At 52.2% G+C, this 15,479-nt stretch carries 14 protein-coding genes; 7 read left to right on the top strand and 7 right to left on the bottom strand.

All coding sequences use genetic code 11. The features are described from left to right. Nucleotides 1-3 precede the first annotated feature (3 nt). The 3 genes from ATY27_RS16590 to ATY27_RS16580 are packed head-to-tail and all read left to right on the top strand — an operon-like array spanning nt 4 to nt 3,645. Complete coding sequence (locus tag ATY27_RS16590; protein WP_208933529.1) at nt 4-1,332, top strand: PqiA/YebS family transporter subunit; 1,329 nt, start codon at nt 4-6, stop codon at nt 1,330-1,332. Further along, on the top strand, nt 1,298-3,064 hold the full coding sequence (pqiB, locus tag ATY27_RS16585; protein ID WP_208931712.1) for an intermembrane transport protein PqiB: 1,767 nt from the start codon (nt 1,298-1,300) through the stop codon (nt 3,062-3,064). The genes ATY27_RS16590 and pqiB overlap by 35 nt, the downstream gene beginning before the upstream one ends. Next, a complete protein-coding gene (locus tag ATY27_RS16580; RefSeq protein ID WP_208931711.1) occupies nt 3,061-3,645 on the top strand; it encodes an ABC-type transport auxiliary lipoprotein family protein in 585 nt (194 codons plus the stop codon). Before pqiB ends, ATY27_RS16580 begins: the two co-directional genes overlap by 4 nt. Before the next feature lie 9 nt (nt 3,646-3,654). Here ATY27_RS16580 and ATY27_RS16575 read toward each other — a convergent pair whose 3' ends face one another. Both ATY27_RS16575 and ATY27_RS16570 read right to left on the bottom strand, forming a co-directional pair. Continuing rightward, nucleotides 3,655-4,785 (bottom strand): anhydro-N-acetylmuramic acid kinase, encoded by a 1,131-nt coding sequence (locus ATY27_RS16575; protein WP_244151348.1) that lies wholly within the window; start codon nt 4,783-4,785, stop codon nt 3,655-3,657. 6 nt (nt 4,786-4,791) lie between these two features. Beyond that, on the bottom strand, nt 4,792-6,084 hold the full coding sequence (locus ATY27_RS16570; protein ID WP_244151347.1) for a peptidoglycan DD-metalloendopeptidase family protein: 1,293 nt from the start codon (nt 6,082-6,084) through the stop codon (nt 4,792-4,794). Nucleotides 6,085-6,257: 173 nt separating this feature from the next. Here ATY27_RS16570 and tyrS point away from each other — a divergent pair, with 173 nt between their 5' ends. The 4 genes from tyrS (at nt 6,258) to ATY27_RS16550 (ending at nt 10,888) form a co-directional block, all read left to right on the top strand. Beyond that, nucleotides 6,258-7,460, top strand: a complete 1,203-nt coding sequence (gene tyrS, locus ATY27_RS16565) for a tyrosine--tRNA ligase (protein WP_208931709.1) — start codon at nt 6,258-6,260, stop codon at nt 7,458-7,460. A 193-nt stretch (nt 7,461-7,653) separates the two neighbouring features. Further along, nucleotides 7,654-9,597, top strand: coding sequence for a hypothetical protein (locus ATY27_RS16560; RefSeq protein ID WP_208931708.1), 1,944 nt, complete (start codon nt 7,654-7,656; stop codon nt 9,595-9,597). A gap of 198 nt (nt 9,598-9,795) precedes the next feature. After that, a complete protein-coding gene (locus ATY27_RS16555; protein WP_208931707.1) occupies nt 9,796-10,650 on the top strand; it encodes an SPFH domain-containing protein in 855 nt (284 codons plus the stop codon). A 16-nt stretch (nt 10,651-10,666) separates the two neighbouring features. Next, nucleotides 10,667-10,888: an Arc family DNA-binding protein gene (locus ATY27_RS16550; RefSeq protein ID WP_244151346.1), complete on the top strand. Its 222-nt coding sequence runs from the start codon at nt 10,667-10,669 to the stop codon at nt 10,886-10,888. Here the strand turns inward: ATY27_RS16550 and pnuC are convergent. From pnuC to pcnB, 5 genes are all read right to left on the bottom strand, one after another. Beyond that, nucleotides 10,822-11,418, bottom strand: a complete 597-nt coding sequence (gene pnuC, locus ATY27_RS16545) for a nicotinamide riboside transporter PnuC (protein ID WP_208931706.1) — start codon at nt 11,416-11,418, stop codon at nt 10,822-10,824. The two genes, ATY27_RS16550 and pnuC, sit on opposite strands and share 67 nt — an antisense overlap. Beyond that, nucleotides 11,418-12,260 carry a pantoate--beta-alanine ligase gene (gene panC, locus ATY27_RS16540; RefSeq protein WP_208931705.1) on the bottom strand — a complete coding sequence of 281 codons (843 nt, stop codon included), beginning with the start codon at nt 12,258-12,260 and terminating at the stop codon, nt 11,418-11,420. The genes pnuC and panC overlap by 1 nt, the downstream gene beginning before the upstream one ends. Nucleotides 12,261-12,275: 15 nt before the next feature. Then, nucleotides 12,276-13,067: a 3-methyl-2-oxobutanoate hydroxymethyltransferase gene (panB, locus tag ATY27_RS16535; RefSeq protein ID WP_208931704.1), complete on the bottom strand. Its 792-nt coding sequence runs from the start codon at nt 13,065-13,067 to the stop codon at nt 12,276-12,278. A 92-nt stretch (nt 13,068-13,159) separates the two neighbouring features. Further along, the gene (gene folK / locus ATY27_RS16530; RefSeq protein ID WP_208931703.1) at nt 13,160-13,678 is read right to left on the bottom strand and encodes a 2-amino-4-hydroxy-6-hydroxymethyldihydropteridine diphosphokinase; all 519 of its coding nucleotides are present in this window, start codon (nt 13,676-13,678) and stop codon (nt 13,160-13,162) included. Then, complete coding sequence (gene pcnB / locus ATY27_RS16525) at nt 13,675-15,321, bottom strand: polynucleotide adenylyltransferase PcnB (RefSeq protein ID WP_244151345.1); 1,647 nt, start codon at nt 15,319-15,321, stop codon at nt 13,675-13,677. Before pcnB ends, folK begins: the two co-directional genes overlap by 4 nt. Nucleotides 15,322-15,479 lie beyond the last annotated feature (158 nt).

Below are 15,479 nucleotides of genomic sequence, written 5' to 3'. Positions count from 1 at the left end.
GACATGGTATCAGCGCCTGCATCTGAGCGGGCCGCTGACACACCTACACCGCTGAAAACCGACACCGCGCCGGAGCTGGTGCTGTGTCGCTATTGCGATTTATTGCAGCATTTACCGGCACTCCAGGATGGCGAAGAAGCGCATTGCAGCCGCTGTGGCCATGAGCTTGATGCGCGGCAACGTGAATCTGCCCTAAGACCTATTCTGTATGCGATGTCGGCACTGTTTATGTTGGTGCTGACCAATCTGTTCCCGTTTGTCGGCATGGATGCGGCCGGCAGCCACCGTGAGATGACCTTCCTCGATACCTCGGCGGTGCTGCTGGATGAAGATTATCCCTGGTTGGCGGTCTTGGTCTGGCTGTTTATTCAGGCCATTCCGGCTATTTGCATGATCGCGATTATCTATTTAAAACTCGGCATGTTTTATCGCTTGCCAGCTTTGGTGCAGGTGGCGCGGCTGCTGTATGCATTAAAGCCCTGGAGTATGGTCGACATTTTCCTGATGGGGCTGCTGGTTAGTTTCGTCAAATTGCTGACCCATTTTGAATTAAGCCTTGGTATGAGTTTTTGGGCCTTTTGTGGTTTTTGTCTGCTGCACCTGCGCACATTTCAGGTGGTGGACCGCCACGAACTCTGGTCACGCATTGCTCCGCCACCGCAACCGGTGGATGCTGCGGTAGCGGGTGAGACCGGCCTCAGTCAGCAGTTAAAAGTTTGTCAGTGTTGTACTGCGCTGGTGCCGCTGGCGGAAATTCGTTGCAGTCGCTGTGGCAGTAAGGTTCGGGCCCGTATTCCGTCCAGCGTGCAGAAAACGCTGGCACTGCTGGTGACCGCCAGCATTTTATATATTCCGGCCAACTTGCTGACAATGATGGAGACGGTGTCGCTCGGCGACAGTATTGAGTCGACCATTATCAGTGGCATTGTGCTGATGTGGGCGGATGGCGCCTATCCGGTCGCCATCGTGGTATTGCTGGCCAGTGTCGTGGTGCCTATAGTCAAAATTCTGGTGATGTTCTGGTTATGTTATCTGACGACGTTGCCGCTGAGTGAGCGCAGCAAACACGGTACCTGGATTTATCCGTTGGTGGACTGGATTGGCCGCTGGTCGATGGTGGACGTGCTGGTCGTCGCAATTCTGGCAGCTTTGGTGCGTTTTGACAGTTTAGTTGGCGTCTATCCCGGCGCCGCAACTTTGGTATTTGCTGCGGTAGTGATTGTCACTATGCTGGCGGCAATGAGTTTTGACCCGCGGTTATTATGGGATCCGGGTCCTGCAGAAATGGAGCAACAACGTGACGAGCAGCGCGGTACAGGCGAATATTCGTAAAATCAGCCAGTGGTCACCGATCTGGATAGTGCCGGTCGCCGCTGTCTTGATCGGCAGCTGGATGCTGTACCACACCTTTAAAAATCAGGGGCCAACGGTGACGCTGCTGGCCAGCAATGCTGAAGGCATCATCTCGGGCAAAACTCAGATCAAAAGCCGCAGTGTCGATGTCGGTAAAGTGGTCTCAGTTGAGTTGTCACAGGACCTGAAACAAGTGGTGATCCGCGCGCGGATGAACCCGGGCACGGCCAATCTGCTGAACGATGAGTCCCAGCTGTGGGTGGTAAAACCGACCATTGGCCGCGGCGGTGTCAGTGGTCTTAATACGTTGTTGTCCGGTGCCTATATCGAACTGCAGCCCGGCAAGAGCGATAGTGGCAAATATTTCTTTGAACTGTTAGAAACCCCGCCCATTGCACCGCCGGATGCACCAGGCGTTCGGATCTTTTTAAGCAGCAGTGACGCGGCCGCGCTGGCGGTTGGTGACCCGATTTTATACCGCGGTTATGACGTCGGGACTGTCGAGCGCAGTGAGTTCGATATGACTAAACGTAACATGCGCTATCAGTTGTTTATTCGTGCACCTTATGATGCGCTGGTCACCGAAAATGTGCGCTTCTGGAAAGCGTCGGGCATGGCGCTGGATATGTCGGCCGAAGGGGTACGGATCGAGATGGCATCTATGGCCACGTTGTTGGGTGGCGGTGTGACTTTTGATGTGCTCGATGGTTGGCCGGCCGGTAACAAAGTGGCTAATGATGCCGATTTCCAGCTGTTCGAAAATCGTAAGAGCATTCAGGATGGTCTGTACAACGAATATCTGGAATATCTGTTGTTTTTTGATGAATCCATCCGTGGCCTGACGGCTGGCGCGCCGGTCGAATACCGCGGCGTGCGGATTGGCACTGTCGCTTCGGTTCCTTATTTCTTTAACATGAAAAATCCGCTGCAGGTCGCCTTTAATAAAGGTATTCCGGTACTCATTCGTATCGAAACCGGCCGGCTCTACGACAATCTGACACTACCGCAGTTACGGCTGGAACTGGATCAGGCGGTCAGTAAGGGCCTGCGTGCTGTGCTGAAAACCGGCAATCTGCTGACTGGTGGTTTGTATATCGATCTGAATCAACTGGAAGCGGACAGTCAACGACAAACCCAAGCGGCAGACACAGTGTCAGCGCCTGTGGCCGCATCTGCTGCGCTAGACGCCGGCGCAGACAACACCATAGTCGCAACTGAGACTCCGGCAATAGTGGCGACGCCTTTGTTGCCAGAGCCATTGCCAGAATTTGCCGGTTATAAAATTCTGCCAACCAGCCGCAGCGGCCTTGGTCATATCGAACAGAAGGTGCTGCAGGCGCTGGATAAAATCAATAATTTGCCGGTAGAACAAGTGTTGGCGGACAGCTCGGCCACGCTGAACGCGACCCGGGATTTGATGCAACAAAGTCAGCAACTGGTACAAAGTCTCGATGCGTTAGTCAAAGCCGATGCGACGCAGCAATTGCCGGCTGAAGTGAACAGAAGTCTGGCCGACCTGCGCAAAACCCTGGCCGGCTTAAGCCCCGGCTCACCGGTGTATGAGCGCATCAACAGTAATCTGCAGGCGATGGACAAAGTACTGCGTGACTTGCAGCCGGTGGTGCAAACGCTGAACCAACAAAGCAATGCCTTAATCCTGAGTGCCGATCCAAAAGCAGATCCAGAACCTGAGCAAGGAAACCAACCATGAAAGCAGGAATTTTTCTGAGCGGGCTGACTGCCTTGACGTTATTAGCTGCCTGCAGTTCGTCGGTGGACCTGCGCTACTATCAGTTGCCACAGCCTGCAGTGGTCTCAGTGCAGCCGAATGCCGCTGCACCAGTGTTATATGCAGAACCTGTGATGGTCGCGTCTTATCTGAACAGTAATGCCTTGATTTTACAGACATCAGCCGTAGAGCTGCAGAAAACCACTCAGCATCAGTGGGCTGATCCGCTGGATCAGCAACTGCAACGTTTGTTGGTGAACGGTTTGCAACAGGCATTGCCGGCGTATCGGGTGACCGGCCAACAGCCAGGCGGCGATGCTGTGCGTTTATTAGTGCAAGTCGAGCAGTTCCATGGCCAGCAACAGGGCATAGTCCTGGTCAGTGGTCGCTTTCATTTATTAAAGGGTGACAAAGTACAGAGCCAGAGCTTTCAGCTGCAGCTACCACAGCCAGATGAGGGTTATCCGGCACTGGTTGATACGTTAGGGCAGGGCTGGCAACAGGCGATTAGCCAGTTTGCCGCAGCTGTCAGCACTTTTGCACCGGCAGCAAATCCACAGTAAGCAGTTGGCTCAGGGCGTGTAACGCACGCCCAATACCAGCGGCTGGCAGGCGCCAGTCACCGCTGGCACGTTGCCGGGGATTTGCTGTTCAAAAGCATAAGCCAGCCAGGCGAAAGCCATCGCTTCCACCCAGTCCGGGTGTACGCCTAAGGCTTCAGTGGTTTTGATCTGACACTGCGGCAGCAATTCAGCCAAATCCTGTAACAGCACAGCGTTATGAACGCCGCCACCACAGACATAAATTTCAGACACGACAAAACGGCTGACTGCCAGCGCAATAGTCCCGGCGGTAAATCGGCTTAATGTGCGTTGTACATCTGCTGGCGCGGGCATATTGCCTGTCGCTGCCTGCAGTTGCTTGAGCTGTTGTTGTAACCAATTGAGCTGAAAGTATTCGCGACCAGTGCTTTTAGGCCCGGTCTGGTGGAAATATGCATCGCTGAGTAGCAGGCCAAGTAAAGCAGCATCCAGCTGACCGCTGGCGGCATAAGCGCCGTTGGCATCATAGGCTTTGCCTTGGTGCAGCTCCATCCAGTTATCCAGCAGACAGTTGCCGGGGCCGGTATCAAAACCTTGTATGGGCTGATGCGGCAACAACAATGTGATGTTGGCGATGCCACCAATATTCAGAATACAGCGGCCTTGTTCCTGAGATGCGAAGATCGCCTGATGAAAGGCCGGTACTAAAGGCGCACCTTGTCCGCCATAGGCGATGTCTTTGCGGCGAAAATCGGCGATCACCGGGATCTGCGTCAACATCGCCAGCCGGTGCTGATCACCTATCTGATAACTGAATGGCTGACGGGCGTTAGGTCTGTGCCGGATCGTTTGACCATGGCAGCCGATCGCGCGGATCCTGCTGCGATCAATGTCGCTTTGTTGCAACAGTAGCTGGACTGCATCGGCGTAACAATGGGCCAGGTCGGCTTCTGCCAAACCCAAACGTTCAATTTCGTTGCTGCCGGGCTGTGCCAAAAGCGCCAATTCCGCTTTTAATTCAGCAGGGTAGGGCAGGCATAAGCTGTGAATAAGGGTTGGATAAGCTGGGGAGAAATCGACCAGCACCACATCGACACCATCCAGGCTGGTGCCTGACATGATGCCGATATACAGTGCTTCAGCAGCGGGTTCTGCAGTCACAACAAATTATTGGTTGGCAGCCAACACAACACGTTCGTGCGCTTTCAGCTGCGCGATCTGTTGTTTAGCATTTTTGGTGAACTCAACGCGGGCAACGCCTTGCAGTGGTTCAGCCTGTGGCAGTTTCACTGTACGTGGGTTCCGGTGCACACCACCAACCATGAATTCATAGTGCAGGTGCGCGCCGGTGACACGACCAGTCGCGCCTAAGCGTCCGACGATGTCGCCTTGTTTAACTTTCTCACCACGTTTGACGTCGCGTTTGGATAAGTGCAGGTACTTGGTGACGATACCGTTGGAATGCTGGATCACCACATAGTTACCGTTCGCGCCTTTCATCGACGATTCAATCACTTTACCATCACCGGCCGCCATAATTGGCGTGCCCATTGGCGCAACATAATCGACACCATTGTGTGCTTTGATTTTACCAAGGACTGGATGTAAACGACGTGGATTAAAATTGGAGCTGACATAGCGGAAGTTAACAGGTGCACGCAGGAAGGCCTGTCGCATCGAACCACCATCCGGCTTGTAGAAGTTACCGTCGGTGTGACGTACGGCCTGATACAGTTGACCCTGGTTCTGGAATTGTGCAGCGACGATGGCGCCGTTACCGATAAACTGGCCTTCCGCATACTGGCGTTCAAACATCACGCTGAAAGAATCACCAGAGCGAATATCTAAGGCAAAGTCGATGTCATAACCAAATACGTTGGCCAGGTCGATGATTTGTGCTTCAGACAAACCAGCGTTCATCGCTGAACCCCAGAAGCTGCCGCTGATAATACCGGCGACTACTTCGGTGCGTACTTCAATTTCTTTTTGCAATTGCTTGGCGACAAACTGGCCGTCATCGCTGCGGGTAACGCGTAAAGTTTTCAGATTGCTGAGGTTGTAGCGCAGTTCCTGCAATTGTCCTTGCGCGTTCAAACCAAATTCTAATTGCGCGCCCGGGAATAAACGGGTCAGGTTTTTCGCTTCTTTACCGGCATCCAGTACCGCTTGCATCGTTTGCGCATCGATTTTCGCGCGTTTGAATACAGAGCCTAAAATGTCGCCTTTTTTCACTTCCACCGAAATCCACTCTAATGAGTTGTCTTCGGTCGGAATGGTGCTTTCGGTAGTTTGCGGTAAGGATTCGGTGACAACAGGGACAGCAAGGCTATAACGCTTGCCGACTTCTAAACTGTTTTTTTCGTTGTCTTTGGACGCTTCAGCCTTTTCTGAAGGCAGAAGCAGCGTCACAGACAGAATGGTGGCCAATGTGGCTATCAGAACACGGTGCGGAGTGGGCAAAGATGAAATCATTGAAGGCGCATCTCTTATTATTATGGTTCTTTCCACGTAAAAAATGAGCATATAACGATTTTTTGCAAGATCCAAGACTTTTGTGCGTTTAATCGGGAGTAATGTTGCAGTAGAATGCGGACTTAGATTTTTAGCTGAAAAATTATCCGGAGAACTGGCGCATGACGCAGTGGCAACAGGCCCTGGCCGAGATCAAGCGGGGCTTAGAAGAGATCCTGCTGGAAGACGAACTGATCGAAAAATTGAAGCAGGGTAAACCGCTGAAAGTAAAAGCCGGTTTTGATCCAACAGCACCAGATTTGCACTTAGGCCACACGGTCCTGATCAATAAATTACGCACTTTCCAGCAACTCGGACATGAAGTCATTTTCCTGATCGGAGACTTCACCGGGATGATTGGCGATCCAACCGGCAAAAACGTCACCCGCAAGCCACTGACGCGGGAAGATGTACTGGCCAATGCGAAGACTTATCAGGATCAGGTATTTAAGATCCTGGATCCGGCGAAAACCCGCATTGCGTTTAACTCAGAGTGGATGGAAAAACTCGGTGCCGCCGGCATGATCAAACTGGCCGCGCGCCAGACCGTCGCCCGCATGCTGGAACGGGATGACTTCAAAAAGCGTTACGCCAATAATCAGTCAATTGCAATCCATGAATTTTTGTACCCGCTGGTGCAAGGCTGGGATTCAGTTGCGTTGGAAGCCGACATCGAAATGGGCGGCACCGATCAGCGCTTTAACCTGCTGATGGGCCGTGAGCTGCAAAAGGACGAAGGTCAGCGTCCGCAAACTGTATTGATGGTGCCGCTGCTGGAAGGTCTGGATGGCGTGCAGAAGATGTCGAAATCACTCGGCAACTACATCGGCATCACCGACAGTCCAACGGAAATGTTCGGCAAAGTGATGTCGATCTCAGACGACCTGATGTGGCGTTATTATGATCTGCTGAGTTTCCGCGCCATTGAAGACATCGCCGCGCTGAAACAACAAGCAGCGGAAGGCCGTAATCCACGTGATATCAAAATCGAACTGGCGAAAGAAATCATTGCCCGTTTCCACTCGGATGCAGACGCCGAGGCCGCGCACCAGGACTTTATCCAGCGTTTTTCTAAAAACGCCTTACCAGACGAGATCCCGGAACTGACGCTGACGCTTGAAGGCGACAATCTGCCGATCGCTCAGCTGTTAAAAGAAGCCGGTCTGGTGGAAAGCACCTCAGAAGCGCTGCGGATGATCAAACAAGGCGCCGTCAAGCTAAACGGCGATAGCAAAGTGGAAGACAGTAAACTGGTGTTCGAAAAGGGCTCCAGCACGATTTTCCAGGTCGGTAAACGCAAGTTCGCCAAAGTCACCTTGGTATGATCTAACAAGGATCCTGCGATCCTTTCGACACATAAAAAGCCGCTTCCGGGCGGTTTTTTTATGTCCGCGCTTTAGTCAGATAGTCCATATTCAGCTGCAGTTTGAAGCGCCTGGAACTCCAGACGATTTAAACTCGCGTAAAATAAATGTTATTGTCATAACGCGTTGGGATTCCAGTATCGAAAAGGACACTATGCGAAACTCACTGTATAACCTGGTTGTAATGTTTCTGCTTGCTCTGTCACTGACGGTTCCCATCCGGGCATCAGAGCAGGTTCTGCAGACATTTAAATGCAGTACTGCAGCATTGTGTGAGCAAAGTATGCGGGAGCTGACAAAACAGTTATTGGCTTCTTCTGCACGGCACCAACTGATTAAGTCTGTTACAGAGCGGCCCGCAGATTGGCTAAGTCCTTTGTTGCTTAGACTGAGTGATGATCCTGATTCAAATGTTCAACAGTTGGCCCTGCTATTTCTGCAAGAGATGCCCGGCTTAAGCGATCGTTATTGGCAACAGATTGAAGTGAAGTTAAACCGCGACCCGCTGCAATGGATTGAGGTTGCTCTGAGGATGCGTCATCCCGCGATAGTCCCTGCTGTGTTACAACTGATTCTGCAGCATAAGCTGGATGCTCGTTTACTGTTTCTAAAATGGCCTGAAAGCCAACAGCAAGTCAGAGTTTTCCTGCAAAGTGAATTAGAACGTTTGTCCGTCGCTGAACACCCGATGAGCTGTAATAGTGCTGAGAACTTCCAACATACGATGTGTTACATACTCTCTCAGATGTTTCGCTCCCTGCCTTTGGAGCATCGTATACAAATATGGCAAGTGTGGAGCGGACGGTTGGCAGATAGCAAATTACCGGAAGACTTTGTGCTATTACTTTTGACGCTGACCAACAAAGATTTTTTTCGGCAGTTGCCGCCAGGAGTTGCCAGGCAAACTGAAACTCAGTTAATTCGGTTAAAAGCGAATAATCCCAACTTACGTTACAATGCCCGACACAGTTTAATCGACTTGGGACGCCCGTCAGCTGCTATCGAAGTTACAGAGAATTTAAAAGAGTTTCTCGCGACAAAATCCCGCTCAGACTCTAACTACTTAAATCCTATGTTCGTAGTTGCTAAGTTTGCGCCTCTAATTCAACCAAAAGCATTCAGTAATTTTCAAAAGCCTGAGGCTTCCGATCCTGATTACGCCGAATGGGTCATCCTGCTCGGTATGACCCGTCAATCGGGAGCTGAGGCTGATATTTTGCGTGCATGGCAAAAACAGCATGCTCCGGTTGAAAATGCGGCCGCTTTGGTATCCGCCGCATATTACTCAGCATCGCTATTACAGCAATTACAGGCTCAAGCCAAGCGTCATTGGTATCCACCAATCCGCGCGTTAGCAGAATCTCTGTTAAACCATACCGCAGTGTCTCTGGGCATGACTGAAGATGAGCGTTCAGAGCGAAGTAAAATGCTCAGAGTTCGCGAAAAATTACAGATGTCTGCTTGCCACGATCTGCGTGAGCCACCAGCAAGTCCTGAGCAAAAGAAATGGTATAACCAGGAGCAGTTGGAAAGTCTGACATTCCGTTTCCCTGATATAAGTGTCGATGGTTTCAGTGTGGCAAATATTGTCGCCGCCTGGCGCGCGACCACGACAGGGACAGAGTTTTTACCTCTTCTTGCACAGTGGGGTGTTGATCAGAGTTTAGCCCGGCAGGAAGCAACAGCTCAGCCTTCGGAAAATAAGGCATTTCATTTTGAGCCAAGAGCCGCTTTGCAACTTGAGAATGGTTGGATCAGCGTTGCTGATCGTGGCGAATGGAGCGGCGAACTCCGCTATGTTAATAAGACGAACAGCATTCAAATTGCAAAAGGTAATTTTCAGGACGTATTTTTAGTTGGCACCGATGTCGTCGTGGTTAAAGCGAGCGCTCACTCCCACGATGGGCGAATCTACAAATTGCGACAGAACGATAAAGAGCAATGGGCGCTGGAGTTGTGGCGCGAAATTCCGGCAACAGCAGAGGCTGTCTGGCAACTGGCAGATGGTCGTTTAGTGCTGCAAAGCAGTGCAGGTACTTTTCTGTTGAGCCCGACTGGAACCTTACAAATGGCCGAATGTTTAAGTATTGAAAAGTGAGTACTGGCGGCAAGTTATGGAAGATAACTTATTGATATCAATTTATTAGTCTATCGAAATACGTCAAAATCTACAGGTATCCAAGCCGCCTCCGGGCGGTTTTTTCGTATTAAGCGCTGGAAAATTCAACAATCTGCTTGCACTGAGATCCAATGCGATCTAATGTGATATTAAATTGATATCGCATTGAGGTGAGTTATGTTGAAAGAGACCCCAGCCAAAGCTCAATCCGGTTTTGGTACTTTGTTTATGTTATTGGTACTGCAGCTTGCGACTGTCGCGTTGATTCTGACCATGCCGCCGCTGCTTAAAATATTGGCACTGCTGGCTGGTATTGCGGTGTTTATTTGCTGGTTCGGCTTTTATATGGTGGAGCCGAATCAGTCGGCGGTGTTGCAGTTATTTGGCCGTTATGTCGGCACTGATTTTGAAAATGGCTTGCGCTGGGCTAACCCGTTTTACAGCAAACAAAAAGTCAGTTTGCGGGTACGCAACTTCGAAAGCAGCAAATTAAAGGTCAATGACCATGCCGGCAATCCGGTCGACATCGCCGCGGTGGTGGTGTGGAAAGTCGTCGACAGTGCTGAAGCGGTATTTGAAGTGGAAGACTATGAAAACTTCGTCAATATCCAGAGTGAAGCTGCGCTGCGTTATCTGGCGTCGAGTTACCCGTACGAAGCGGAAAAAGAATCCGAAATCAGCCTGCGCAGCAGCGGCAGTGACATTACCGATTTGCTGCGCACTGAGATCCAGAATCGCTTACATAAAGCCGGTGTTGAAGTGATTGAAGCGCGCATCAGTCACCTGGCCTATGCGCAGGAGATCGCCAGTGCCATGTTACAGCGCCAGCAAGCGCGGGCAGTCGTGATGGCGCGCCAGCAAATCGTCGAGGGCGCAGTTGGTATGGTCGAAATGGCCCTGCAGCGTCTGTCAGAAAAAGATGTCGTGCAGCTGGATGAAGAACGCAAAGCCGCGATGGTCAGCAATCTGTTGGTGGTGTTGTGCGGCGATCACAGCGTGTCTCCGGTGATTAATACCGGCACTATTTATTAACACGAACAGGTGAGTTGTGGCTAAAAAAGCTTTTGCCCTGCGCATCGACGAGCAGATGCTGCAGGCGCTGCAGCACTGGGCGGACGATGAGTTTCGCAGTGTGAATGGTCAGATTGAGTTTTTGCTGCGTGATGCACTGATCAAAACAGGCCGGGTGAAGCGGGTGGCGCCTCAGCCGGCTGATTTATCAGCAGAAGCGCCGGCGGATCCAGATCCTTTGTCTAGCGATAACCACTGACGCCATTGCCACAGACCATAAGCAGCATTGAACCAATACAGCGTATAAAACGCCGCGGTCAGTTCCAGACCGCGGTGATAATACAGCGGGATCGCAATACTGTTCACCAGTAACCAGCACCACCAGTTCTGCAGATAACGCCGGATCAACAGCAGCTGCGCCAGCACGCTGAGTGTCAGCACCAGACTATCCCAAAAGGGCGCATAAGCGTCAGTCCAGGCATGTAATAAAGCGCCATAGAGCAATGCAACGAGCAGTGCAGCGGCCAGATAAGGTAGCAGATACTTGCCGGGTAATTGCCCGATCGGCAATGCATTTGCAGCCTGCCAGCTGAACAGGCCCCAGATTCCGGCTGCGATGAAAAACAATTGCAGCACGACGTCAGCATAAAGCTGATGCTGATAACACAACACACCAAACAATGAGCAGCCAGCTATGGTCGCCCACCAGGTCAGCGCCGAGTTGCGGGCTGCCAGCCAGATGGAGCCTGCGACCAGCAGGTTGGCGCAAAGCTCCAATACCGATGGCATCAGACTTCCAGATTATCTATCAAGCGGGTGTTACCAAGGTAGGCAGCAAGCAAAATGACTAATGGCCTGCTGTTGCTGTCGGCTAGTTCCAGCGTCTGCCGGTCACAGATATGAACATAATCCGGCCGGAAGCCTGCCAGGCTCAGTGTCTCGGCAACTTGCTGTTCCAGCGCACGGAAATCAGCAAAACCGCCACTGATTTGCTGACGCAGCCATTGCAATTGCTGATAAATCAGCGGCGCTGTGGCGCGGGCTTCAGTGGATAAATAACCATTGCGCGAACTCAGTGCCAGCCCATCGGCGGCCCGTTCAGTGTCGATGCCAATGATTTCAATCGGAAACGACAGGTCCGTTGTGAGCTGCCGGATCACCGCCAGTTGCTGATAGTCTTTTTTGCCAAACAGCGCCAAATCAGGCTGGACCAGATTAAACAGTTTGCTGACGATAGTGGCGACACCACGGAAATGACCAGGACGGCTGGCACCACAATGCTGATCACCCACTTTGGGCACTTCAACCGCGGTTTGTGCTTCCAGGCCACGCGGATAAATCAATTCAGGCGTTGGGGTAAATACCGCATCCGCCTGATGTTCGGTCAAACCAGCGCAGTCTTCGGTCAAAGTGCGCGGATATTTGGCTAAATCTTCATTGGCGCCAAATTGCATCGGGTTGACAAAAATCGATACGACCACGCGGTCGGCGCGCTGCCGCGCTTCATCGACCAATTTAAAATGGCCGGAATGCAAATTGCCCATCGTTGGCACAAAAGCGACCGTCTGGCCGGCCTGACGCCAGGCGCGAACTGTGGCGCGTAAAACTTTGATGTCAGAAATTACCAGCATTCGCCGACTCCCGTATCAGAAACTATGTTCAGGGCCAGGAAAGGCCGCACTTTTTACATCAGCGACAAACATGCTGATGGCTTTTTTGATATCACCGGTTTCCTGCAGGAAGTTCTTCGAGAATTTCGGGATATAGCCACTGCTGATACCCAATAAGTCGTGCATCACTAGCACCTGACCGTCTGTGACTACACCAGCACCGATGCCAATCACCGGGATGCGCAGCGCTTTGCTGATGCGTTCGGCTAATAAGGTCGGAATACATTCGACCACCAGCAGCTGACAACCAGCCTGCTCCAGCGCAATGGCCTGTTGCAGAATATGTTCAGCGGCCGCATCGTCGCGGCCCTGTACTTTAAAACCGCCAAACACGTGGACAGATTGTGGCGTCAGACCGATATGACCACAAACCGGTACACCACGCTCGGTTAATGCTTTGATGGTCGGTAACAGGAATTCACCGCCTTCCATTTTCACCATATTGGCACCAGCCTGCATCATCGGCGTGACGTTGGCGAAAGCCTGTTCCATCGTCGCATAACTCATAAATGGCATGTCAGCGATGATAAAAGCCTGTGGGGCGCCCGCACGGACGCAACGGGTGTGATAAGCGATTTGTTCGACGGTCACGGGCAGTGTATCGGGCTGACCCTGCAGCACCATGCCGAGCGAGTCGCCGACTAATAAAGTCTCGACGCCACTGTCAGCGAACAATTTGGCAAAGCTGGCGTCGTAGGCCGTTAGCATAGTGATTTTTTCGCCTTGCTGTTTCATTTTCAGCAAAGTTGCAGTGGTAATTTTTGCCATGATGCTCTCATCCGACCATTAGAAAATCCGCGCGCAAGATGGCATATCCGGCAGCAGGCTGCAAGCATCCGGCGGTACAAAATCCGGCCGCTTCAGCGCTGCGGCGCAGCCAGGCCTGATGCCAGATCTGACGTCAACATAGTCAGGCCGTTGCGCGGCACCTGTAAAGCAATCTCTGCCAGTGCGCCGAGGCCCGGGATCTGTAGCAAAGGCGCAAGTTCCAGCAAAGGGTAGACGACAAATTCGCGTTGGTGCAGGCCATAATGCGGCACTGTCAGCCGCGCTGTGGCGAGGACTTCTTCACCATACAGCAGGATATCCAAATCCAACGTACGCGGTCCCCAGCGATCATCTTTACGCTGCCGGCCCTGTTCGAGCTCAATGTGCTGTAATGCATCCAGTAAAGTTTCTGCCGCAAGTGTGGTATCGAGGGCCGCCACGGCATTAACATAATCCGGCTGGTCCTGTGGCCCCATTGGTTTAGAGCCATAAAAATGACTGACTGCAGCAAGTTGACTCTGCGGCAATTGCGATAATGCCTTTACCGCTTGCTGCAGTTGCTGCAGCGGCGCGTCGAGATTGGCGCCGAGGCCCAGGTAAACCCGAATCATGCCTGATCAGCGGCCGGTTTGCGGCGTACTGGTTTGCGTTTGCGCCGTGGTCTTTTCACGTCGACGCCTTCTTTGCCTAAATCCAGCACCAGCTCTTCCCGCTCGGCGTCACCGGCATTGACAAATTGTTGCCACCACAAGGCCAGCTCTGCCAGTTGCCCGCCCTCGGCCTTGGCGCGTAGCTGCATAAAATCAAAGGCGCCGCGGAATTTTGGCAATTCCATCAGTTTAAAAGCACGACGGCCGGCTCTTTTACTCAGGCGGCCCTGCAGCGACCACAGATCACGCACCACCAGCGTAAAGCGTTTTGGAATTCCGATAGTACGTACCAGGTCATCCAGGACTTCGGTCATGGCGATATTCAGCGCGTCAATGTCATTGAGGCCACTTTCAATCAACAGCGTCTGCATCCGCAGTTCGACCGGATACCACAACAAGGCGGCGTAGATAAAGGCCGGAGTCACTGGTTTATCCTGTGCCACCCGCTCGTCGGTGTCTTGCAGTGCGTTGGTGATCAGGCTAAACATTTTGCCTTCACTGTCTTGCTTCAGTACTTTATGCACTTGTGGCAGCAGCTGTTTCAGGATGCCAAGGTCACGCATCATCACGAAGTTGTCGAAGGCTTTACCAGCCATCAGCAATTTCAGTGATTCATCAAATAAACGTGCTGCCGGAATATTTTTCAGCAGGATCGCAAGCTCAGGGATCAGCGCTTTGGTTGCCGGCGCCAAATCCATATTCAGTTTGGTGGCAAAACGGATCGCGCGCAGAATGCGCACCGGATCTTCACGGTAGCGGGTTTCCGGATCGCCGATCAGTTCAATTTTGCGCTGTTGGATAGCTTCAACACCATTGGCAAAATCGTAGATGGCGAAATCACGCACTGAGTAATACAGCGCATTGATGCTGAAATCGCGGCGTTCAGCGTCTTCTTCAATCGTGCCGTAGACGTTGTCGCGCAGGATCTGGCCATGGTCAGAGCGCACGCCGGCCGGAATGTTCTCTTCTTCTTCGCCACCGCTGTGGTGGCCGCGGAAAGTCGCGACTTCGATCACTTCACGGCCAAACACTACATGTGCCAGACGGAAGCGGCGGCCAATCAGCCGGCAGTTTTTAAACACTGCACGCACTTCATCAGGTGTAGCGTTGGTCACCACATCAAAATCTTTTGGGATCAGGCCGAGTAATAAATCGCGGATACAACCGCCGACCAGATAAGCTTCAAAACCGGCGTCATTGAGGCGGTACAGCACTTTGAGTGCGTTCGGGCTGATGTCTTTGCGTGAAATGCTGTGCTGATCGCGGGAAATGACGCGCAGCGCAGGTAAAACATCAGATTGATGATCCGGATTTAATTTCGGTCCCAGATTGCTGGTGTCGCGGCGCGGTCTTGGAGAATCATAACGCGGGCGATCTGTACTGGTTGCCGCGCGGGAGCCATCCTGGCGCTGATTGTCGTAGCGATCGCGTGGCGGACGACCTGGCCGGGCAGAGTCGTTGCGGCTGTATTCTGCATTGGTGCGGCGTGGACGGCGCTCTGGAACCGCGGCGGCAGGTTCCGGCTGCGTTTCAGTTTGTTCCACCACGGCTTCGGTGATGGCCTTGGCTTTTTTGCCTGTCAGCTTGCGACAAAAATCTAACACTCTGGAAATAATGGCCTTTCTCCTTGAAAGAACGGTATTGGCTTGGTGAGTTGCAGCGGCAGATCCCGGCAGTAAATTCCGGCGAAAATTGAACATCAATGCAGCCGGTAGCCGGTTACCCGACAGGCGAAAAAAAATTGGCGTTATGATAACGCAGG

It is taken from the genome of Rheinheimera sp. F8 (assembly GCF_001518915.1).
Note: the sequence above shows the minus strand (reverse complement) of the source record. Positions and strands in the feature narration are given on the sequence as shown.

Excerpts from the sequence above, each read along its gene's own strand:
- ATY27_RS16590 (WP_208933529.1), top strand. The coding sequence starts at position 4 with ATGGTATCAGCGCCTGCATCTGAGCGGGCCGCTGACACACCTACACCG.
- ATY27_RS16580 (WP_208931711.1), top strand. The coding sequence starts at position 3,061 with ATGAAAGCAGGAATTTTTCTGAGCGGGCTGACTGCCTTGACGTTATTA.
- tyrS (WP_208931709.1), top strand. The coding sequence starts at position 6,258 with ATGACGCAGTGGCAACAGGCCCTGGCCGAGATCAAGCGGGGCTTAGAA.
- ATY27_RS16560 (WP_208931708.1), top strand. The coding sequence starts at position 7,654 with ATGCGAAACTCACTGTATAACCTGGTTGTAATGTTTCTGCTTGCTCTG.
- ATY27_RS16555 (WP_208931707.1), top strand. The coding sequence starts at position 9,796 with ATGTTGAAAGAGACCCCAGCCAAAGCTCAATCCGGTTTTGGTACTTTG.
- pnuC (WP_208931706.1), bottom strand. The coding sequence starts at position 11,418 with ATGCCATCGGTATTGGAGCTTTGCGCCAACCTGCTGGTCGCAGGCTCC.
- panC (WP_208931705.1), bottom strand. The coding sequence starts at position 12,260 with ATGCTGGTAATTTCTGACATCAAAGTTTTACGCGCCACAGTTCGCGCC.
- panB (WP_208931704.1), bottom strand. The coding sequence starts at position 13,067 with ATGGCAAAAATTACCACTGCAACTTTGCTGAAAATGAAACAGCAAGGC.
- folK (WP_208931703.1), bottom strand. The coding sequence starts at position 13,678 with ATGATTCGGGTTTACCTGGGCCTCGGCGCCAATCTCGACGCGCCGCTG.